Source organism: Streptomyces sp. NPDC041940, from assembly GCF_055589465.1.
Map to the genome: position 1 here is coordinate 216603 of NZ_JBVJBP010000012.1, position 19169 is coordinate 235771.

The following is a 19169-nucleotide window of genomic DNA, read 5'->3' on the forward strand; positions in this document are numbered from 1 at the left end:
CCGCCGGAACTCCGTTACAGGGCCGCATGGTTACGCCTCCGTGGCGCGAATGCCTCAGACAGTACGGAAGCCGCCGCCCACCCCTTTTCGCGGGGTGGGCGGCGGCTTGGGTCCGTCCGTGCGGCTACCGCACCGTCAGGCCGCCGAACCGGCCTTCCAGTCGGCCCAGCTCATGTTCCAGCCGTTGAGGCCGTTGTCCGGCGCGACCGTCTTGTCGCCGGTGTTCTGGACGACGACCACGTCACCGAGGATCGAGTTGTTGTAGAACCACGCGCCCGGCGTCTTCGGGTCGTCGGCGCCCTTCACGTCCTGGAGGCCGACGCAGCCGTGGCTGGTGTTCGCGCTACCGAAGATGGACTTCGCGCCCCAGTAGTTGCCGTGGAGGAAGGTGCCGCTGGCGGAGAGGCGAATGGCGTGCGGCACGTCCTTGATGTCGTACTCGCCCTTGCCGTCGTCGTCCGTGAAGCCCACGGTCGCGCCGTTCATGCGCGTTTCCTTGAACTTCTCGGACATCACCATGATGCCCTCGTAGGTCTTGTTCTCGGGCGAGCCGGCGGAGATCGGAATGGTCCGCACGGTCTTGCCGTCCTGCGTGATCTTCATCTGCTTGGTCTTCGCGTCGACGTACGAGACCTGGTTACGGCCAATCTTGAAGGTGACCGTCTTCTGCTGGACCCCGTAGACACCCTCGGCGCCCTCGACACCGTCGAGCGCGAGCTTCAGCGTGACGGTGGAGCCTTCCTTCCAGTACTCGTCCGGGCGGCAGTCCATGCGGTTGGCGCTGAACCAGTGGCAGGCGACCTCCTGGCCGCCGGTCGTGCTGACCTTGATGCCCTTCTGGACGGCGGCCTTGTTGGTGATCGCCTTGTCGAAGTTGATCGAGACCGGCATGCCGACGCCCACGGTGGAGCCGTCGTCCGGCGTGAAGTTGCCGATGAAGCTGTTGGCCGGGGAGACCGTGGTGAACGAGGCGTTCTCGTGGGCGACCCGGCCGTCGGAGTCCTTGGCCTCGGCGGCGAGCTTGTAGTTCGTGGAACGCTCGAGCTGGGTGCTGGGCTTCCAGCTCTTCTTGTCGGCGGATATCTCGCCGCTGACCTCCGTGCCGTCGGACGTCGTCATCGAGACGTCCGTGAGCGTGCCCTTGCTCACGGTGACGGCGGCGGAGTTGTTGATGGAGGCGTTGTCGGAGCCGTCCTCGGGTGTGATCTTGATCTGGGCCGCGGAGGTCTTCTCGGCCGCGGCCTCGTCGACCTTCGACTGGGAGCTGTCACCGCCGTCGCTTCCGGAGGCGTTGTCATCGCCGCCGGTACAGGCCGAGAGCGCCAGCACTCCACCGAGCAGTGCGGACGCGACCGCCAGGCCCTTGCGCCGCTTACTGACCGTTATCACACGCTTCTCCATCGTTGCCGATTTCCCCAAGATCCCGAGTGTCCCCGTCCAAGACCAAGTGCCCCCGTCAGGACTCGTGAGTCCTCGTCGAGACCTTCAACGCTACGACCGGTCCGTCAGGTTCCCCATGTGACACGGGTGTGGGGATCACCACGTCCGCGCGGGGCGGATGGTGCTGGTGCGGTCGGTGCGTCACTTGAGACGAAGAAACCCCGGGCGGCGGTTGCCACCCGGGGTCATGTTTTCCCCGAGCCGCCTCAGCCGGCCGCGCGCGCCCGGCTTCCGCCGTCTCCGTTGTCACTGTCGTTCAGGTCGTACTCGCCCTCATCATCATCCTCGTCGTAGTCCCACTCCGGCGAATCGGGGTCGTACTCGATCCGCTCGCTGCTCCAGGAGGCCTGCTGGAGTTCGACCCCCGGGACCTGGCTGACCAGGTCGAACGGGTCCACCAGGTACGCGAGGGCCTCCGCGGTGTCTTCCGTCACAGCGCCCTCGGCGTGTACCCGCTCCGACGCCGGCAACTCGGCGTCGTCGGCGATCCGGCGCAGCGCGGTCTTCGTGACCGCGTCCGCGTCGTCGACCTCCAGAACGAGTTCCACCCGAACCCGTACAAAACGTGATGTCTCAGGAGTGCTCATGGCGCGAGCGTACGTCCAGGACCTCCCGTGACTTTCCCGTGACCCGCGCCTTTTACTAACATCACCCCACACGGCCAATTCGCCAGTGCCACAAGGGGATCGATATTCCGTGTCATCCGCTCGCCGCCCGTTGCTGACCACCACCGCCGCAGCGACCCTGCTGGGCGCCCTGTGGTTCGTCCCGTCCGCCAACGCGACGTCGGACTCCCCGGTCAGAGACGCGGTCTCGGTAAGCCCGTCGCCGCAGGTCACAGAGCAGGCGCGGATCGCGGCCACGACCGCGGGCGACTCCGTCACCGACACCCGGCTCGCCGACACCGGCAGCTTCGACAGCACGCCCTACGTGGCCGGCGGCACGATGTTCCTCATGCTGGGCGCGGGCTTCGTCGCCTACTCGGTCCGCCGGGAACGACTCGGCTTCTGAGCGCACTTGGCGCGGGGCCCCGCCGGACGGCAGGACCCCGGCCGCGTTCGTCGTCCTACCGGAGCGGCCCGGTGACCGTCTCCACCGCGGCGAGCAGCCGCCCGTCGCGCACGAAGGCGTCCGCCGCGGCCAGGTCGGGCGCCAGGAACCGGTCGGGTCCGGGGCCCTGAACTCCCGCTTCCCGTACGGCGTCGATGACCGCCCGTGTCGCGGGTGCCGGCGTCAGGCCCTCGCGCAGTTCGACGGCGCGGGTGGCGGCGTACAGCTCGACGGCCAGGACGCGGGTGAGGTTGTCGACGGCCGTGCGCAGCTTGCGCGCCGCCGACCAGCCCATCGAGACATGGTCCTCCTGCATCGCGGAGGACGGGATCGAGTCGGCGGACGCCGGTACGGCGAGCCGCTTCAGCTCGCTCACGAGCGCGGCCTGCGTGTACTGAGCGATCATCAGGCCCGAGTCCACACCGGCGTCGTCGGCCAGGAACGGCGGCAGGCCGTGGCTGCGGTTCTTGTCGAGCAGCCGGTCGGTGCGCCGCTCGGCGATGGAGCCGAGGTCGGCGGCGGCGATGGCGAGGAAGTCCAGGACGTAGGCGACGGGCGCCCCGTGGAAGTTGCCGTTGGACTCCACCCGGCCGTCGGGCAGCACCACCGGGTTGTCCACCGCCGACGCCAGCTCGCGGTCGGCGACCAGCCGGGCGTGGGCCATGGTGTCCCGCCCGGCCCCGGCGACCTGCGGGGCGCAGCGCACCGAGTAGGCGTCCTGGACGCGCGGGGCGTCGTCCTGGTGATGCCCCGTCAGGCCCGAACCCTTCAGCACGGCCAGCATGTTGGCGGCGCTGGCGGCCTGCCCCGGGTGCGGCCGGATGGCGTGCAGCTCGGGGGCGAGGACCCGGTCGGTGCCGAGCAGGGCCTCCAGCGACAGAGCGGCCGTGATGTCGGCGGACCGGTAGAGCGTGTCCAGGTCGGCCAGGGCCATGACCAGCATGCCGAGCATGCCGTCGGTGCCGTTGAGGAGGGCGAGGCCTTCCTTCTCGCGCAGTTCGACCGGCTGGATGCCGTGCGCGGCGAGGAGTTCGGCGGCCGGGCGTACGACACCGTCGGGGCCCTCGGCGTCGCCCTCCCCCATCAGCGCGAGCGCGCAGTGGGACAGCGGCGCGAGGTCGCCGGAGCAGCCCAGGGAGCCGTACTCGTGCACGACCGGGGTGATACCGGCGTTGAGGAGGTCGGCCATGGTCTGCGCGACCTCGGGCCGCACGCCGGTGCGCCCGGAGCAGACGGTCTTCAGCCGCAGGAACATCAGGGCGCGGACGACCTCCCGCTCCACCCTCGGCCCCATCCCCGCGGCGTGCGAGCGGACGATGTTGCGCTGGAGCTGTGCGCGCAGCTCGGGGCTGATGTGCCGGGTCGCCAGGGCCCCGAAGCCGGTGCTCACGCCGTACACGGGGTCCGGCTTGGCCGCCAGCGCCTCGACGATCTCGCGGGCCGCGGCGAGGGCGGCCACCGCCTCCCCGGAGAGCTCGACGCGGGCACCGGCACGCGCCACGGCGAGCACGTCGGACGCGGTCACGCCGGCCGTCCCCACCACCACAGTGTGCATATCCATATTCAGGAGCGTACGCAGTGAATTCGATGATGTCACCACTGGGGGCGGGGTTCACCCCTTACCGATACGTCACACGGCCACTCCCTAAGGCGCGTGCCGCCCGCGGAACCTCCTGCGCTCCCCGTCGGCCCCCGTGGACGGCTCGTCCGCCAGCCGCATGACGGGATCATCCGGCCCCGCCCGGCCCGCGACCACCGGCCGGGCGGCCCGCTCGGCCTTGGCCCGGTACTGGGCCGCGTCCGCGAGCCGGAACAGCCGCCGCGCGGAGCGTACGGGCCCGATCGGGTCCTCGGTGGAGGCGACCCCGCAGGCCACGCCGTCCCCGAGCTCCAACTCGGACGCCCGGCGGCACAGTTCGCCGGCCGCCTTCACGACCTGGTCGGCGGGCGGCCCGACCGCGAGCAGACAGAACTCGTCCCCGCCGAGCCGTGCCGCGAGCGCCCCCGGCAGCATGGCCCCGCACAGCGACAGCACCGAGCCGAACCGCTCCAGGAGCCGGTCGCCGACGGCGTGCCCATGGGTGTCGTTGACCTGCTTGAGCCCGTTCAGATCGCAGACGACGAGGCTGACGACGGCGCCGTCCCCGCGGTGCCGCTCGATCGCCTGCTCCAGGCGTACGTCCACGGCGCGACGGTTGGCGAGCCCGGTCAGCGCGTCGGTGAACGCGAGGCGCCGGGCCTCCTCCAGCCGCTCGGTCTGGGCGATGCCGGCGGCCACGACGGAGGCCAGGACGGTGGCGAAGTCGGCGTCGGCCCGCTCGAAGACGGCCTCGCCGGCCGGCCGGGCGACGTACAGCTCACCCCAGGCCCGCCCGTGCAGCACGATCGGCGCGATGACGCAGCAGCCCCGGCCCCGGCGGCGCAGGGCGGCGACGCGCTGATGGCAGTACCCGGGGCGCCGCCCGGCGGCGGGCCCCTCGGCGGTTTCCACCCACGCGTCGGGCTCCCCGCCCCCCGCCGCCCACCGCTCGTGCAGGAACTCGGTGATCTCCGCGAACTGGTGCACCGGATAGGCCTCGTCCTCCGGGAACTCCTCTTCGCCGTCGGCCAGCGCACCGACGTTCACGAGGACTTTCAGCCGCCCGAGCTCCCGCTCCCACACCGACAGCGCGGCGAAACTCCCGCCCAGCGCCCGGCATGCCCCGGCAGCCGCCGCACGCCACGCCTCACGCGACCCGTGCGCGGCCGCCATCCCCTGAGCCAACGCGACGACGGCCACCAGCCGTCTGTCCTCACCCATCACTCCAGGCTAGGGACTTTTCAGCCAATCCGTTCAGTTGACGACGCGAACGGGGCGGACTCACCGCGGGGCGCGTCCCCAGCGGCAACACCGAGCACCGGACAAGAAACCCCAGCTCACTCCCCCGGCCACTCCGGCTTCCGCTTCTCATTGAACGCCGCGACCCCTTCCGCCCGGTCCCCGGAAAACGCCACCGCCCTCCACGCCGCGTCCTCCACCTCGAGCCCGGCCCGCAGATCCAGCCCCTGCCCCAACCGCAACGCCCGCTTCGCCGCCCGCAACCCCACCGGCGAGTTCCCCGCGATCCGAGAGGCCAGCTCCAACGCCACCTCCCGGTCCCGCCCCTCCTCCACCACCTGATCGACCAGCCCCAACTCGCCCGCCTCGACGGCCTCCACCCGCCGCGCCGAGAAGATCAGCTCAGCCGCCCGGGCCGCCCCCACCCGACGCGGCAGCAACTGCGTGCCCCCACCCCCGGGAATCACCCCCACCGACACCTCCGGCAGCCCCACCACCGCCGTACGGTCCGCCACGATCACGTCACACGCGAGCGCCAGCTCGAACCCGCCCCCCAGCGCGAACCCGTGCACCGCCGCCACCGTCGGCACCGGCACCTCCAGCACCCCGGTGTAGGCCCCACGCGTCACGGGCCGCTGCCTCACCAGATCCGCGTCGCTGAACGAGTTCCGCTCCTTCAGATCGGCCCCCACGCAGAACGCCCGCTCATGCGTCGAGGTCAGCACGACCACCCGTACGTCCCGGTCCTCCCCCAGCGCCGCACACGCCCCGGCGATGGACCGCGCCATCCCGGTCGACACGGCGTTCATGGCCTTGGGCCGGTCGAGGACGAGCTCCGCGACGCGCCCCTGCTCATGCCGCCGCACCAGCACGAACTCCCCGAACCGTTCCTCGCTCATGACACCCTCCGGTTAACGCGGGTTAACAACACCGCCCCGATCATCGCAGCCGTACCCCCCGCACGAAAGAGCGGACGCGACCGGTTCCCGCGCGATCACCCGCCCACCCGTTCGAGTGACATCACCTCAATTCCGGCCCGACCGCCCAAGGGAGCGCATAGCGTGCGTCCGCCAACGGCGCACAGGGGGCGCGTGCGCATCGGGGAGGAACCGTGATGAGGACCAACACGCCGACGAGGCCACAGCGGGACACCGGGGCGACGGAAACCGGCCTCTTCGCCCCCCGCGTCCGAGGCCGCCACCGCAAGCCCCGCACTCCCAAGGCCCTGCTCGCCGCCGGCGGCCTCGCCCTGGCCGCCGGCGCCCTGAGCCTCGTACGCCTGGCCTCCGGCCCGAGCCCCGACGGCGCTGGCACCGTCGAGGCCGGACCCCGCCCGGACCCGGTCACCACCGGCACGGACCGGGCCACCGACCCCACCCCGACCTTCCCGGCCGCCCCCGGGATCAGCCCCTCGTCACCCACGGTCCTGGGCGGCCTGACCCCGTCCCCGGCCACCAATCCGGTCAGCCCGGGCGCACGCCCGGCCCCGCCCGCCCCGACCGACACCCGGGGCACCACCACGGCCGCCGCTCACCGGCCCACGACCATCCCCGACACGCCGAACACCCCGGCACCGGCCACCCAGGACAACGCCCCACGCCCGACCTCGGCCGCGCCCGCTCCTCCGGGCCGGACCACGCCCGCTCCGGCGCCCGAGCCCGAGCCCGAGCAGCCGAGGAAACCGGACGACCCCGGCCTCTGCGTGCCGGTCGTCGGCGTGTGCGTGGACACGCCGGGCCGCCCCGGTTGACCGCCCCTGTCAGCTCAGCCCGGGTCCCGCCGCGTGAGCAGCCACGGCTCCACGACGCCCAGCCCACGCACGGGCCGCTGCCACATCGGCTGCAACGCGAACCGGTACGCCGGAGGCTCCTCGCCCTCCTTCTCCGCCGCGACGGCCTCCTCGACCGCCTCCGCCTCGGAGGACGGGGCGTCCTGTGTACGGATCAGCTCCTCGGCGAAGGCGGTGTCGACGAGGACGGCGTCCTTCGGAGCTATCGAGGTGAGCCGGGAGGCCAGGTTCACGGTCGTACCGAAGACATCGCCCATTCGGGTGGTCACGGTGCCGAACGCCATGCCGACGCGCAGCTCCGGCATCGTCTCGTCGTGCGCCATGGTCTCGATCAGCCGCAGGGCGATCTCGGCTGCGATGCCGGCGTCGTCGGCGGCGTACAGCACCTCGTCGCCGAGGGTCTTGATCAGCCGTCCGCCGTTCGCCGCCACCAGGTCGGCGGCCGTGGTCTCGAAGGCCTCGACCAGCTCGCCGAGCTCCTCCTCCTCCATGCGGCGGGTGAGCCGGGTGAAGCCGACCAGGTCCGCGAAGCCCACGGCGAGGCGCCGGTCGACCATCTCCTCGTCGTCGGCGGCCTGCACGACCCGTCCGGCCGAGGCGGCGAGCTGACGCCGCCAGACGTAGACGAGGAACTCCTCCAGCTCGGGCAGGAGCAGCTCGACGATCGGGTACGTCACCTCGGTGCGGGTCATGCCCGGCTCGGGCGGCTCGGTCAGCCCCTCCAGGAACGAGTCGATCTGCCACTCGGCGAGCCGTGCGGTGGTCTGCCCGGTGGACCGGGCCACCTGTACGGCCATCGCCTCGCTCAGCAGCCCCGCCTCGACGAGACCGGCGAGGCGCCGCAGGGCGAGTACGTCCGCCTCGGTGAGGGCCTTGGCCTGCCCGATGTCCGCGAAGCCCATCGCCCGCCAGAAACGGGAGGCCAGTTCCATGGAGACACCGGCGCTACGGGCCGCCTGAAACGGGGTGTACCGGCGCTCGGCCCCCAGAATGAGCCCTTCGAGGCGCAGGGCCAGCGGGTCCTCGCCGGGGTCGGCGCCCTGCGCGTCCGTGCCGGAATCCGGGTCTTCGACGGTCACGCGTGCTGCCCTTCCGATCTGTCACGGTCATGTATCGACCGGCCTCAACTCTACGGCAGGTGTGCGCCAGCTCACTCCGTGAGCCTCCGCTGCGGCATGCTTGCCGCCACAGCTGCGGGCATGCGTGCCGCTAGGGGCGGCACGGGTGGGCGCAGCGGCACCTCGTCGCGCCGAGCTGCGCACCCACCCCGCCCCAGCCTCAGGCGGGCCTCAGGTGCACGATGTCCCCCGCCCCCACCGGCTCCTGCACCCCCTCCTCCGTAGCCAGCACCAACCGCCCGTCACCATCCACGGCCACGGCCTCCCCCACAACGCCCCGATCCCCCGGCAACTCGGCCCGCACGGTCCGGCCCAGCGTCGCGCACGACGCCGCGTACGCCTTCTGCAACCCGCTCACCTCCGGGTCACCCCCCGCCGCACGCCACTTCCCGTACCACTCCTCCAGGGAACGCAGCACTCCTCGCAACAGCGGATCCCGATCCGTACTCACCGCCCCGGCCAGCCCCACCGACCCCGCCGTAGGCACCGGCAGCTCGTTCTCCTTCAGCGAGACATTGATGCCGACCCCGATCACGACCCCGTCGTCACCGGCCCGCTCGGCGAGGATCCCCCCGGCCTTGCGTTCCTCGCCCCGCACCGTGACCAGCACGTCGTTCGGCCACTTCAGGGCCGTGTCGACACCCGCGGCCCGCGACAGCCCCGTCGCCACCGCCACGCCCGTGAGCAGCGGCAGCCACCCCCACCGCGCCACCGGCACCTCGCCCGGTGTGAGCAGCACGGAGAAGAACAGGCCCGACCGCGGCGGCGCCGTCCACTGCCGGTCGAGGCGCCCGCGCCCGGCCGTCTGCTCCTCGGCGACGAGCACCGCCCCCTCGGCGGCCTCACCCTTCGCCGCCCGCGCCACGAGGTCGGAGTTGGTGGAGCCGGTGCGCTGCACCACGTCCACCCCGGACCACAGCCCTCCCTCCCGCACCAGCCCCCGGCGCAGGGCGGTGACATTGAGGGGCGGACGGTCCAGATCCGACCAACGGCTGCCGTTCGGCTCTTGCGGCTCTGCTGCATCTCGCGGCGTCATGCAAGCCACCCTAGGTGTGGTAAACGCCGCACTGCCGACCCGAGGGCACCGCACTACTCTACGGATGAGTAACCGTCCCCCCTTTTGAGCAGGCAGGGAGCCGCATCCCGATGTCCGAGCCGGAAGAGCTGCAGCAGCCCGACATCCATACGACCGCGGGCAAGCTCGCGGATCTCCAGCGCCGTATCGAGGAAGCGACGCACGCCGGCTCCGCACGCGCCGTCGAGAAGCAGCACGCCAAGGGCAAGCTGACGGCCCGTGAGCGGATCGAACTCCTCCTGGACGAAGCCTCCTTCGTCGAGCTGGACGAGTTCGCCCGGCACCGGTCCACCAACTTCGGACTGGACCAGAACCGCCCGTACGGCGACGGCGTCGTCACCGGGTACGGCACCGTCGACGGCCGCCCCGTCGCCGTCTTCTCCCAGGACTTCACGGTCTTCGGCGGGGCGCTCGGCGAGGTCTACGGCCAGAAGATCGTCAAGGTCATGGACTTCGCCCTGAAGACCGGCTGCCCGGTCATCGGCATCAACGACTCCGGCGGGGCCAGGATCCAGGAGGGCGTCGCCTCGCTCGGCGCGTACGGCGAGATCTTCCGCCGCAACACCCACGCCTCGGGTGTCATCCCGCAGATCAGCCTCGTCGTGGGCCCCTGCGCCGGCGGTGCCGTGTACTCCCCGGCCATCACCGACTTCACGGTCATGGTCGACCAGACCTCGCACATGTTCATCACCGGGCCCGACGTCATCAAGACGGTCACCGGCGAGGACGTCGGCTTCGAGGAGCTGGGCGGCGCCCGCACCCACAACGCGACCTCGGGCGTGGCCCACCACATGGCCGGGGACGAGAAGGACGCCATCGAGTACGTCAAGCAGCTGCTGTCGTACCTGCCGTCCAACAACCTCTCCGAGCCGCCGGTCTTCGCGGAGGAGGCGGACCTCGAGATCACCGACGAGGACCGCGAGCTGGACGTCATCGTCCCGGACAGCGCGAACCAGCCGTACGACATGCACGCGGTGATCGAGCACATCCTGGACGACGCCGAGTTCTTCGAGACGCAGCCGCTGTACGCGCCGAACATCGTCACCGGCTTCGGCCGGGTCGAGGGCCACCCCGTCGGCATCGTCGCCAACCAGCCGATGCAGTTCGCCGGCTGCCTCGACATCACCGCCTCCGAGAAGGCGGCCCGTTTCGTGCGCACCTGCGACGCCTTCAACGTCCCGGTCATCACCTTCGTCGACGTCCCCGGCTTCCTGCCCGGCGTCGACCAGGAGCACGACGGCATCATCCGCCGCGGCGCCAAGCTGATCTACGCCTACGCCGAGGCCACGGTCCCGCTCATCACGATCATCACGCGCAAGGCCTTCGGCGGCGCCTACGACGTCATGGGCTCCAAGCACCTGGGCGCCGACCTCAACCTCGCCTGGCCCACCGCCCAGATCGCCGTCATGGGCGCCCAGGGCGCGGTCAACATCCTGCACCGCCGCACGATCGCCGAGGCGGAGGCGAACGGCGAGGACCTGGAGATGGTCCGGGCCCGGCTGATCCAGGAGTACGAGGACGCCCTGCTCAACCCCTACGTCGCGGCCGAGCGCGGCTACGTCGACGCGGTGATCATGCCGTCCGACACCCGCTGCCATGTCGTACGGGGTCTGCGTCAACTGCGTACGAAGCGGGAATCCCTGCCTCCGAAGAAGCACGGCAACATCCCCCTCTAGCCCCCAGCGAGCCCAGGAGGCCCACATGACGATCAAGGTCGTACGGGGCAACCCGACCCCGGAGGAGCTGGCCGCCGCACTGGCGGTGGTCAGGGCCCGCGCCGCGGCGGCGGCAGACACCCCGCCCGGCGCACCCGCCCCCCGCGACTCCTGGTCCGACCCGTCCCGCATCGCGGCCCACCGCCTGCCCCAGCCGGGGCCGACGGCCTGGGGCCGCACGTACTGGCCGGGCTAGAGCTCTCGCCCTCAGGGACGCGGGGCGCCGATTTGAGTACCCCTACTCAGGCGCCCCGCTCCGCCGGGTCGCACGCTGGACTCATGCTGTGGTCCGACCCCGAGAACGAACCGCCGAAAGAACTGCGCGACATGCAGGACATGCTTCGGCGGCTGGGCGTTCTCATGGCGTTGGCCATGTTCGTGGCCATGCTCGTGATCGGCGTGCGGTGAGCAGCGTTCAGGTGATCGGGCCTCGCCCGATTGACTAACCTGACCGCATGACCGCTCAGCGCCGCAGGCGACTCGTCCTCGCCTCCCAGTCCCCCGCCCGGCTCGGACTGCTCCGCCAGGCCGGACTCACCCCCGAGGTGATCGTGAGCGGCGTCGACGAGGACGCCGTCACCGCCCCCACCCCCGCCGAGCTGGCGCTCGCGCTCGCCGAGGCGAAGGCCTCCGTCGTGGCGGCCCGGCCGGAGGTCAAGGGCGCGCTGGTGATCGGCTGCGACTCGGTGCTCGACCTGGACGGCCAGGCCCTCGGCAAGCCCGCGGACGCCGAGGAGGCCACGGCCCGCTGGAAGTCGATGCGCGGCCGCGCCGGCACCCTCCAGACCGGCCACTGCGTCTACGACACGCTCACCGGCCGCTATGTCTCCGCCACGGCGTCCACCGTCGTCCACTTCGGCGACCCGACGGACGAGGAGATCGCCTCCTACGTAGCCTCCGGCGAACCCCTCTACGTCGCCGGGGCCTTCACCCTGGACGGCCGCTCGGCCCCGTTCATCAACGGCATCGACGGCGACCACGGCAACGTCATCGGCATCAGCCTGCCCCTGGTCCGGCGGCTCCTCGCCGACCTGGGTGTGGGCATCACGGAGTTGTGGGCGCCGGCGGAGGAATGACCGGCTCGGCCGGGCGGTCGTACGTCATCAGCAGCAGGACGATCAGGCCCAGCCCCAGCATCATGAACAGGAACGCCGGCCAGCCGACGAGCCCCCAGGTGAAGGCGCCCAGCAGCCCGTGCACGACCGCCGCGCTGATCAGCAGCACCCGCCCGAGGCCCGCCGGCGGGCGGTCCCGCAGCGCCACGAGCAGGGCGACCAGGCCGCACAGCGCGAAGTAGAGGCCGAAGGCGATCCCGCCGATCTTCGACGACACCGACATCATGTGCGGATCGAGCCCGGCCAGGGACATGTCCTGCCGGTCGACGACGACCCCGAGGAACCAGTTCAGCGCGGCGATGCCGAACGCCTCGCCGAACAGCACCAACGCCACGACCCACGCGACCGGCCTGCGCACCACCGGGCCCACCTCTTACCGCTAGACCGTTCGAGACATCGTGAACGCTACTGACAGGTAAACCCCGGGACAAGGGTTCTGCGGCGGGCAAAGAATCATTGGGCCATTCGTAGGGACTCCACAAAGAAACAGAGTGGCCCGCAGCACGTGATGACAGAGACCTTGACCACAGGAGGCCGCTAGGGTTTCCCGAAGGAGTGCTGCGTACCGCGGTGCGACAAGGGATTTCGCGGGTCGAGCGAGCCTCGCATCACGCTCCGTGTGGGCAAGCTCACCACTGGGGACGGGTCGAAGTGCCGTGTCGGCAGTCCCTAAACTCGGCTTGTTTCAAGGAGGGAGCCTCATCGTGCGCAAGGTGCTCATCGCCAACCGTGGCGAAATCGCTGTCCGTGTGGCCCGGGCCTGCCGGGATGCCGGCATCGCGAGCGTGGCCGTCTACGCCGACCCGGATCGGGACGCTCTGCATGTCCGCGCCGCGGATGAGGCGTTCGCCCTGGGCGGTGACACCCCGGGCACCAGCTACCTCGACATCGAGAAGGTGCTGAATGCCGCGCGGGAGTCGGGCGCGGACGCCATCCACCCCGGCTACGGCTTTCTCTCCGAGAACGCGGACTTCGCGCAGGCCGTGCTGGACGCGGACCTGATCTGGATCGGCCCGCCCCCGCAGGCGATCCGCGACCTCGGCGACAAGGTCGCAGCCCGGCACATCGCGCAGCGCGCGGGCGCCCCGCTGGTGGCGGGCACGCCCGACCCGGTCTCCGGTTCGGACGAGGTCGTCGCCTTCGCCGAGCAGCACGGTCTGCCGATCGCCATCAAGGCGGCCTTCGGCGGCGGCGGTCGCGGCCTGAAGGTCGCGCGCACGCTCGAAGAGGTGCCCGAGCTGTACGACTCGGCGGTGCGTGAGGCGGTCGCGGCCTTCGGGCGTGGCGAGTGCTTCGTCGAGCGCTACCTGGACAAGCCGCGGCACGTGGAGACCCAGTGCCTGGCCGACCAGCACGGCAACGTCGTCGTGGTCTCCACCCGTGACTGCTCGCTCCAGCGCCGGCACCAGAAGCTGGTGGAGGAGGCCCCCGCCCCCTTCCTGTCCGACGCGCAGGTGGAGGAGCTGTACTCGTCCTCCAAGGCGATCCTGAAGGAGGCCGGCTACGTCGGCGCCGGGACGGTCGAGTTCCTCGTCGGTCTCGACGGCACGATCTCCTTCCTGGAGGTCAACACCCGTCTCCAGGTGGAGCACCCGGTCACCGAGGAGGTCGCCGGCATCGACCTCGTCCGCGAGATGTTCCGCATCGCCGACGGCGAGGTCCTCGGCTACGACGACCCGGCGCTGCGCGGCCACTCCTTCGAGTTCCGCATCAACGGCGAGGACCCGGGCCGCAACTTCCTCCCGGCTCCCGGCACGGTCACGAAGTTCGACCCGCCGGCCGGCCCCGGTATCCGCCTGGACGCGGGCGTGGAGTCCGGCTCGGTCATCGGCCCGGCGTGGGACTCCCTGCTGGCCAAGCTGATCGTCACCGGCCGCACGCGCAAGGAGGCCCTGGAGCGGGCCTCCCGCGCGCTGGAGGAGTTCCAGGTCGAGGGCATGGCCACGGCGATCCCGTTCCACCGCACGGTGGTGAAGGACCCGGCGTTCGCTCCCGAGCTCACCGGCTCGTCCGACCCGTTCACGGTCCACACCCGCTGGATCGAGACGGAGTTCGTCAACGAGATCAAGCCCTTCGCCGCACCGGCCGACGCCGAGGCGGAGGAGGAGCTGGACCGCGAGACGGTCGTCGTCGAGGTAGGCGGCAAGCGCCTGGAGGTCTCCCTCCCGGCCTCGCTGGGCATGTCCCTGGCCCGCACGGGCCTGGCGGCGGGCGCCAAGCCCAAGCGCCGCGCGGCGAAGAAGTCGGGCCCCGTCGCCTCCGGCGACACCCTCGCCTCTCCCATGCAGGGCACCATCGTCAAGGTGGCCGTCGAGGAGGGCCAGGAGGTCAAGGAGGGCGACCTGGTCGTCGTCCTGGAGGCGATGAAGATGGAACAGCCCCTCAACGCCCACCGATCGGGCACGATCAAGGGCCTGAGCGCGGAAATCGGCGCGTCGGTCACATCCGGCGCGGCGATCTGCGAAATCAAGGACTGAGGCGGCTAAGCACCCGCACGCCCACGGCGCGGCCCCGACCCGGGGCCGCGCCGTGGGATGTCCCCTCGCTTGGCTGCCCCCGCTGCGGACATGCGTGCCGCCCAGCTGCGGGCATGCGTGCCGCTAAGGGCGGCACGGGTGGGCGCAGCGGCACCTCGCCGCGCCGAGCTGCGCACCCACCCGCCCCCAGCAGCAACGCCGAGCACCTGGCAGCCACACGCAACGGGACCGACCCACCCGACGACGGCTCCTACCGCCGCCGCAGATCCGCCACCCGAGCCCGCTCCGCCCCCGGCCCCTGCTCCCCCAGGATCGAAGCGGAGCGCAACTGCCCCCCGGCCCCCGGCACCTGACGCCGAGGCCCAGGCAACGGCACATCCCGCCGCTGCTGACGCGCCGGAACGGAATCACCCCCCGGTCCACCCGCGCCCGCCCCCGCGGAACCCCCTTGCCCCCCGGCGACAGCGATCTGCACGCCCTGGTCGGCAAGCGCCTGAAGCTCGGTGCCCGCACGATCGTCATGCGCGGGCGGCTCATCGGTCACAAGGCGCGTGATGAGATCCGTGGGCACGGTCTGGAACATCGTGTCCGTCCCGAGCTTCGTATGGTCGGCGAGCACCACCACCTCCGCGGCCGCCTGCACCAACGCCCGATCGACGGACGCCGACAGCATGTTGGACGTGGACAGCCCACGCTCGGCGGTCAGACCGCTCCCGGACAGAAAGGCCCGAGACACCCGCAGCCCGTGCAGGGACTGCTCGGCACCACTGCCGACCAGGGCGTAGTTCGAACCGCGGAGCGTACCGCCGGTCATCACGACCTCGACCCGGTTGGCGTGGGCCAATGCCTGCGCCACCAGCAGCGAGTTGGTGACGACGGTCAGTCCGGGCACCCGGGCGAGCCGGCGCGCCAGCTCCTGGGTCGTCGTACCCGCCCCGACCACGATCGCCTCGCCCTCTTCCACGAGGTTCGCGGCGAGGTCGGCGATGGCGGTCTTCTCGGCGGTCGCGAGATGGGATTTCTGCGGAAAGCCGGACTCCCGCGTGAAACCGCCCGGCAGTACCGCACCGCCGTGCCGGCGGTCGAGGAGTCCTTCTGCCTCCAGCGCGCGCACGTCCCGCCGTACGGTCACTTCGGAGGTCTGGACGACGCGGGCGAGCTCACGGAGCGACACGGCCCCGTTCGCTCGCACCATTTCGAGGATCAATTGGCGACGTTCTGCAGCGAACACGAAACTGACAGTAACGCCAGCGACCGTCTGCTTTCAGCAGTTTGCGCTGAATAGCAGAAGATGTTCGCACGGACCAGCGGGAAGTGGTATAGAGCCTAGTCGCGCCGCCTATGCCACACACATGGTCGAATACTCCCCGTGACCAGGGAGGAGCCGGTTTCGGCCTCAGCCCTCGCCGGTCTCCTTGCGCGTGTGCAACTGCCGTGCCACCTCGGCGATCGAGCCCGACAGCGAGGGGTAGACAGTGAAGGCGTTCGCGATCTGCTCGACGGTCAGATTGTTGTCGACCGCGATCGAGATCGGGTGGATCAGCTCCGAGGCCCGCGGCGCCACGACGACACCACCGACGACGATCCCGGTACCCGGACGGCAGAAGATCTTGACGAAACCGTCGCGGATGCCCTGCATCTTGGCGCGCGGGTTGCGCAGCAGCGGCAGCTTCACGACCCGGGCGTCGATCTTCCCGCCGTCGACGTCGGCCTGGGTGTAGCCGACGGTGGCGATCTCCGGGTCGGTGAAGACGTTCGACGAGACGGTCTTCAGGTTCAGCGGGGCCACGGCGTCACCGAGGAAGTGGTACATCGCGATCCGCCCCTGCATGGCGGCCACGGACGCGAGGGCGAACACCCCGGTCACGTCACCGGCGGCATACACACCCGGAGCGGTCGTACGCGACACCTTGTCGGTCCAGATGTGACCGGACTCGCGCAGCCTGACCCCGGCTTCCTCCAGCCCCATGCCCGCGCTGTTGGGCACGGCGCCGACGGCCATCAGACAGTGCGACCCGGTGATGACACGCCCGTCGCTGAGGGTCACCTCGACCCGGTCCCCGACCCGCTTGGCGGACTGGGCCCGGGTACGCCCCATGACGTTCATGCCGCGCCGCCGGAAGACGTCCTCCAGCACGGCGGCCGCGTCCGGGTCCTCGCCCGGCAGCACACGGTCCCGCGACGACACGAGCGTCACCCTCGAACCCAGCGCCTGGTAGGCACCCGCGAACTCGGCACCGGTCACACCCGACCCGACCACGATCAGCTCCTCGGGGAGCTCGTTCAGGTCGTACACCTGGGTCCAGTTCAGGATCCGCTCACCATCGGGCAGGGCATCGGGCAGCTCACGCGGATGCCCACCGGTGGCGATGAGCACGGCATCCGCCGTAAGGGTCTCTTCACTCCCGTCAGCGGCGCGCACCACGACCTTCCGCGACCCGTCGAGCGCCTGCATGCCCTCCAGCCGCCCGCGCCCGCGCATGACACGCGCCCCGGCACGTGTCACGGAGGCGGCGATGTCGTGCGACTGGGCGAGCGCGAGCCGCTTCACACGCCGGTTGACCTTCCCCAGGTCCACACCCACCACCCGGGCAGCCTGCTCCACATGCGGGGTGTCGTCGGCGACGATGATCCCCAGCTCCTCGTACGACGAGTCGAAGGTGGTCATCACCTCGGCCGTCGCGATCAGAGTCTTCGACGGTACGCAGTCGGTGAGCACCGACGCCCCGCCCAGACCGTCGCAATCGACGACGGTCACCTCCGCGCCGAGTTGAGCGGCCACCAGCGCCGCTTCGTATCCGCCGGGTCCGCCACCGATGATCACGATCCGAGTCACGTACTCCATTGTCCCGCACCCCTCAACACGACACCGCCCGGGGGCCCGCCGCGATGCGGCTCCGTTACGCGAGTGACGCGAGTCCGCCTGCCGTACCCTTCCCCCATGTCGCTCTACGCCGCGTACGCCGGCAACCTCGACGCGCGGCTGATGTCCCGCCGCGCCCCGCACTCGCCGCTGCGCGCCACCGGCTGGCTGAACGGGTGGCGGCTGACCTTCGGCGGCGAGCACATGGGCTGGGAGGGCGCCCTGCCGACGATCGTCGAGGACCCCACCTCCCAGGTCTTCGTCTCCCTGTACGACATCGCCCCCATGGACGAGGACTCGATGGACCGCTGGGAGGGCGTGGGCCTGGAGATCTACCGGCGCACACGCGTACGGGTGCACACCCTGGAGGGCGACGAGCCGGCCTGGTCCTACGCCCTCGACGCCTACGAGGGCGGCCTGCCCTCCGCCCGCTACCTGGGCGAGATCGCCGACGCGGCCGAATCTGCGGGCGCCCCGCACGACTACGTGATGGAACTCCGCAAGCGCCCCTGCTGAGCCACCTCGTCGGAAACGACAAGACAACGATCGCCACCCCGTCGGCTCCACCATCTACGCGCGTAGGCATTCACCGGCTACCCTCGTCGGCGTGAACGCATCTCTTCTTCCGGACGACATCCAGGGCGCCGCCCCGATCGACCCCAGGGCCTCCGCCGACGCCGCCGCCGCCCGCCTGCGCGAACTCACGGGCGCCGAGACCCACGACGTCGCCCTCGTGATGGGCTCCGGCTGGGCCCCGGCCGTGGACGCCCTGGGCGTCCCCGACGCCGAGTTCCAGGTCACCGAGCTGCCCGGCTTCCCGCCCCCGGCGGTCGAGGGCCACGGAGGCAAGATCCGCTCGTACAAGATCGGCGACAAGCGCGCCCTGGTCTTCCTCGGCCGCACGCACTACTACGAGGGCCGCGGCGTGGCCGCCGTCTCCCACGGTGTCCGCACCGCCGTGGCGGCCGGCTGCAAGACGATCGTCCTCACCAACGGCTGCGGCGGCCTGCGCGAGGGCATGCGCCCCGGCCAGCCGGTCCTGATCAGCGACCACATCAACCTCACGGCCACCTCCCCCATCATCGGCGCCAACTTCGTCGACCTCACCGACCTCTACTCCCCGCGCCTGCGCGCCCTGTGCAAGGAGATCGACCCCACCCTGGAGGAGGGCGTCTACGCCCAGTTCCCCGGCCCGCACTACGAGACTCCGGCCGAGATCCGCATGGCCCGCGTCATCGGCGCGGACCTGGTGGGCATGTCGACGGTCCTCGAGGCGATCGCCGCGCGGGAGGCGGGTGCGGAGATTCTCGGCATCTCCCTCGTGACGAACCTGGCGGCCGGCATGACCGGAGAACCGCTGAACCACGAAGAGGTACTGCAGGCGGGCCGCGACTCGGCGACGAGGATGGGCTCCCTGCTGGCACAGGTTCTGGGACGCCTCTAGGACACCCGGCGTCGGTACCAGAGCCGACCGGGACCGCAACCCGGCGGAACGGGGCACGTCCCAGGCCCATAAGGCACCGGGGAGGCACGCATGCCCGCAGCCGGGGCGGCCGGCGGAAGCCCGCAGCCAAGCGGGGTCCTGCACCGCCCGGCGCCCGGCGGCAGGCCGCAGCCAAGCCGAGCGCGACTCGCAGCCCGCAGCCCGCAGCCCGCGAGCCACGGCAACACAGCCCGCGGCCAAGCGGCAGGCCGGAGGCTGTGGGCCA

19 protein-coding genes are annotated in these 19169 nt (G+C 71.2%); 9 read left to right on the forward strand and 10 right to left on the reverse strand.

Annotated features, from left to right (window positions below; translation table 11 throughout):
* Window positions 1-135 precede the first annotated feature (135 nt).
* Both ACZ6I3_RS21845 and ACZ6I3_RS21850 read right to left on the reverse strand, forming a co-directional pair.
* Complete coding sequence (locus ACZ6I3_RS21845; protein ID WP_469416607.1) at window positions 136-1401, reverse strand: L,D-transpeptidase; 1266 nt, start codon at window positions 1399-1401, stop codon at window positions 136-138.
* 245 nt (window positions 1402-1646) lie between these two features.
* On the reverse strand, window positions 1647-2027 hold the full coding sequence (locus tag ACZ6I3_RS21850; RefSeq protein ID WP_469416609.1) for a hypothetical protein: 381 nt from the start codon (window positions 2025-2027) through the stop codon (window positions 1647-1649).
* Between the two features lie 109 nt (window positions 2028-2136).
* On the opposite strand from ACZ6I3_RS21850, the gene ACZ6I3_RS21855 reads away from it, so the two are divergent.
* Window positions 2137-2451, forward strand: coding sequence for a hypothetical protein (locus ACZ6I3_RS21855; protein WP_469416611.1), 315 nt, complete (start codon window positions 2137-2139; stop codon window positions 2449-2451).
* A gap of 55 nt (window positions 2452-2506) precedes the next feature.
* Here the strand turns inward: ACZ6I3_RS21855 and hutH are convergent, their stop codons facing one another.
* The 3 genes from hutH to ACZ6I3_RS21870 all read right to left on the reverse strand — a co-directional run bounded on the left by hutH (window position 2507) and on the right by ACZ6I3_RS21870 (window position 6207).
* Window positions 2507-4045: a histidine ammonia-lyase gene (hutH, locus tag ACZ6I3_RS21860; protein ID WP_469416679.1), complete on the reverse strand. Its 1539-nt coding sequence runs from the start codon at window positions 4043-4045 to the stop codon at window positions 2507-2509.
* 90 nt (window positions 4046-4135) lie between these two features.
* A complete protein-coding gene (locus tag ACZ6I3_RS21865) occupies window positions 4136-5290 on the reverse strand; it encodes a GGDEF domain-containing protein (protein ID WP_469416612.1) in 1155 nt (384 codons plus the stop codon).
* Between the two features lie 116 nt (window positions 5291-5406).
* The gene (locus tag ACZ6I3_RS21870) at window positions 5407-6207 is read right to left on the reverse strand and encodes an enoyl-CoA hydratase/isomerase family protein (protein ID WP_469416614.1); all 801 of its coding nucleotides are present in this window, start codon (window positions 6205-6207) and stop codon (window positions 5407-5409) included.
* 215 nt (window positions 6208-6422) lie between these two features.
* On the opposite strand from ACZ6I3_RS21870, the gene ACZ6I3_RS21875 reads away from it, so the two are divergent.
* The gene (locus ACZ6I3_RS21875) at window positions 6423-7058 is read left to right on the forward strand and encodes a hypothetical protein (RefSeq protein WP_469416615.1); all 636 of its coding nucleotides are present in this window, start codon (window positions 6423-6425) and stop codon (window positions 7056-7058) included.
* Between the two features lie 14 nt (window positions 7059-7072).
* Here the strand turns inward: ACZ6I3_RS21875 and ACZ6I3_RS21880 are convergent, their stop codons facing one another.
* Both ACZ6I3_RS21880 and ACZ6I3_RS21885 read right to left on the reverse strand, forming a co-directional pair.
* A complete protein-coding gene (locus tag ACZ6I3_RS21880; RefSeq protein WP_469416616.1) occupies window positions 7073-8176 on the reverse strand; it encodes an adenylate/guanylate cyclase domain-containing protein in 1104 nt (367 codons plus the stop codon).
* Window positions 8177-8375: 199 nt separating this feature from the next.
* Complete coding sequence (locus ACZ6I3_RS21885; protein ID WP_469416617.1) at window positions 8376-9251, reverse strand: biotin--[acetyl-CoA-carboxylase] ligase; 876 nt, start codon at window positions 9249-9251, stop codon at window positions 8376-8378.
* A 110-nt stretch (window positions 9252-9361) separates the two neighbouring features.
* Between ACZ6I3_RS21885 and ACZ6I3_RS21890 the strand changes: the two genes are divergently transcribed.
* The 4 genes from ACZ6I3_RS21890 to ACZ6I3_RS21905 all read left to right on the forward strand — a co-directional run bounded on the left by ACZ6I3_RS21890 (window position 9362) and on the right by ACZ6I3_RS21905 (window position 12081).
* Window positions 9362-10966 (forward strand): acyl-CoA carboxylase subunit beta, encoded by a 1605-nt coding sequence (locus tag ACZ6I3_RS21890; protein WP_469416618.1) that lies wholly within the window; start codon window positions 9362-9364, stop codon window positions 10964-10966.
* A 25-nt stretch (window positions 10967-10991) separates the two neighbouring features.
* Window positions 10992-11201 (forward strand): acyl-CoA carboxylase epsilon subunit, encoded by a 210-nt coding sequence (locus ACZ6I3_RS21895; RefSeq protein WP_432965610.1) that lies wholly within the window; start codon window positions 10992-10994, stop codon window positions 11199-11201.
* Between the two features lie 83 nt (window positions 11202-11284).
* A complete protein-coding gene (gene mmpB, locus ACZ6I3_RS21900; protein ID WP_255961279.1) occupies window positions 11285-11413 on the forward strand; it encodes a morphogenic membrane protein MmpB in 129 nt (42 codons plus the stop codon).
* Window positions 11414-11460: 47 nt separating this feature from the next.
* A complete protein-coding gene (locus ACZ6I3_RS21905) occupies window positions 11461-12081 on the forward strand; it encodes a Maf family protein (RefSeq protein ID WP_469416621.1) in 621 nt (206 codons plus the stop codon).
* Here the strand turns inward: ACZ6I3_RS21905 and ACZ6I3_RS21910 are convergent.
* Complete coding sequence (locus ACZ6I3_RS21910) at window positions 12050-12481, reverse strand: hypothetical protein (protein WP_469416622.1); 432 nt, start codon at window positions 12479-12481, stop codon at window positions 12050-12052. The genes ACZ6I3_RS21905 and ACZ6I3_RS21910 overlap by 32 nt on opposite strands.
* A 343-nt stretch (window positions 12482-12824) precedes the next feature.
* Here ACZ6I3_RS21910 and ACZ6I3_RS21915 point away from each other — a divergent pair, with 343 nt between their 5' ends.
* Window positions 12825-14597, forward strand: coding sequence for an acetyl/propionyl/methylcrotonyl-CoA carboxylase subunit alpha (locus ACZ6I3_RS21915; RefSeq protein ID WP_469416624.1), 1773 nt, complete (start codon window positions 12825-12827; stop codon window positions 14595-14597).
* Between the two features lie 250 nt (window positions 14598-14847).
* Here the strand turns inward: ACZ6I3_RS21915 and ACZ6I3_RS21920 are convergent, their stop codons facing one another.
* Window positions 14848-15828, reverse strand: coding sequence for a DeoR/GlpR family DNA-binding transcription regulator (locus ACZ6I3_RS21920; RefSeq protein ID WP_469416625.1), 981 nt, complete (start codon window positions 15826-15828; stop codon window positions 14848-14850).
* Between the two features lie 165 nt (window positions 15829-15993).
* Window positions 15994-17442: an NAD(P)H-quinone dehydrogenase gene (locus ACZ6I3_RS21925; protein ID WP_469416626.1), complete on the reverse strand. Its 1449-nt coding sequence runs from the start codon at window positions 17440-17442 to the stop codon at window positions 15994-15996.
* 96 nt (window positions 17443-17538) lie between these two features.
* On the opposite strand from ACZ6I3_RS21925, the gene ACZ6I3_RS21930 reads away from it, so the two are divergent.
* Both ACZ6I3_RS21930 and ACZ6I3_RS21935 read left to right on the forward strand, forming a co-directional pair.
* Entirely contained in the window at window positions 17539-17976 is a 438-nt protein-coding gene (locus tag ACZ6I3_RS21930; protein ID WP_469416627.1) for a gamma-glutamylcyclotransferase family protein, read from the forward strand.
* Between the two features lie 91 nt (window positions 17977-18067).
* Window positions 18068-18904: a purine-nucleoside phosphorylase gene (locus ACZ6I3_RS21935; RefSeq protein WP_469416629.1), complete on the forward strand. Its 837-nt coding sequence runs from the start codon at window positions 18068-18070 to the stop codon at window positions 18902-18904.
* The last annotated feature ends 265 nt before the right edge of the window (window positions 18905-19169 follow it).

Coding starts and splice junctions, on each gene's coding strand:
- ACZ6I3_RS21845 (WP_469416607.1), bottom strand. CDS start 1,401: ATGGAGAAGCGTGTGATAACGGTCAGTAAGCGGCGCAAGGGCCTGGCG.
- ACZ6I3_RS21850 (WP_469416609.1), bottom strand. CDS start 2,027: ATGAGCACTCCTGAGACATCACGTTTTGTACGGGTTCGGGTGGAACTC.
- hutH (WP_469416679.1), bottom strand. CDS start 4,045: ATGCACACTGTGGTGGTGGGGACGGCCGGCGTGACCGCGTCCGACGTG.
- ACZ6I3_RS21865 (WP_469416612.1), bottom strand. CDS start 5,290: ATGGGTGAGGACAGACGGCTGGTGGCCGTCGTCGCGTTGGCTCAGGGG.
- ACZ6I3_RS21870 (WP_469416614.1), bottom strand. CDS start 6,207: ATGAGCGAGGAACGGTTCGGGGAGTTCGTGCTGGTGCGGCGGCATGAG.
- ACZ6I3_RS21875 (WP_469416615.1), top strand. CDS start 6,423: ATGAGGACCAACACGCCGACGAGGCCACAGCGGGACACCGGGGCGACG.
- ACZ6I3_RS21885 (WP_469416617.1), bottom strand. CDS start 9,251: ATGACGCCGCGAGATGCAGCAGAGCCGCAAGAGCCGAACGGCAGCCGT.
- ACZ6I3_RS21890 (WP_469416618.1), top strand. CDS start 9,362: ATGTCCGAGCCGGAAGAGCTGCAGCAGCCCGACATCCATACGACCGCG.
- ACZ6I3_RS21895 (WP_432965610.1), top strand. CDS start 10,992: ATGACGATCAAGGTCGTACGGGGCAACCCGACCCCGGAGGAGCTGGCC.
- mmpB (WP_255961279.1), top strand. CDS start 11,285: ATGCTGTGGTCCGACCCCGAGAACGAACCGCCGAAAGAACTGCGCGAC.
- ACZ6I3_RS21905 (WP_469416621.1), top strand. CDS start 11,461: ATGACCGCTCAGCGCCGCAGGCGACTCGTCCTCGCCTCCCAGTCCCCC.
- ACZ6I3_RS21925 (WP_469416626.1), bottom strand. CDS start 17,442: ATGGAGTACGTGACTCGGATCGTGATCATCGGTGGCGGACCCGGCGGA.
- ACZ6I3_RS21930 (WP_469416627.1), top strand. CDS start 17,539: ATGTCGCTCTACGCCGCGTACGCCGGCAACCTCGACGCGCGGCTGATG.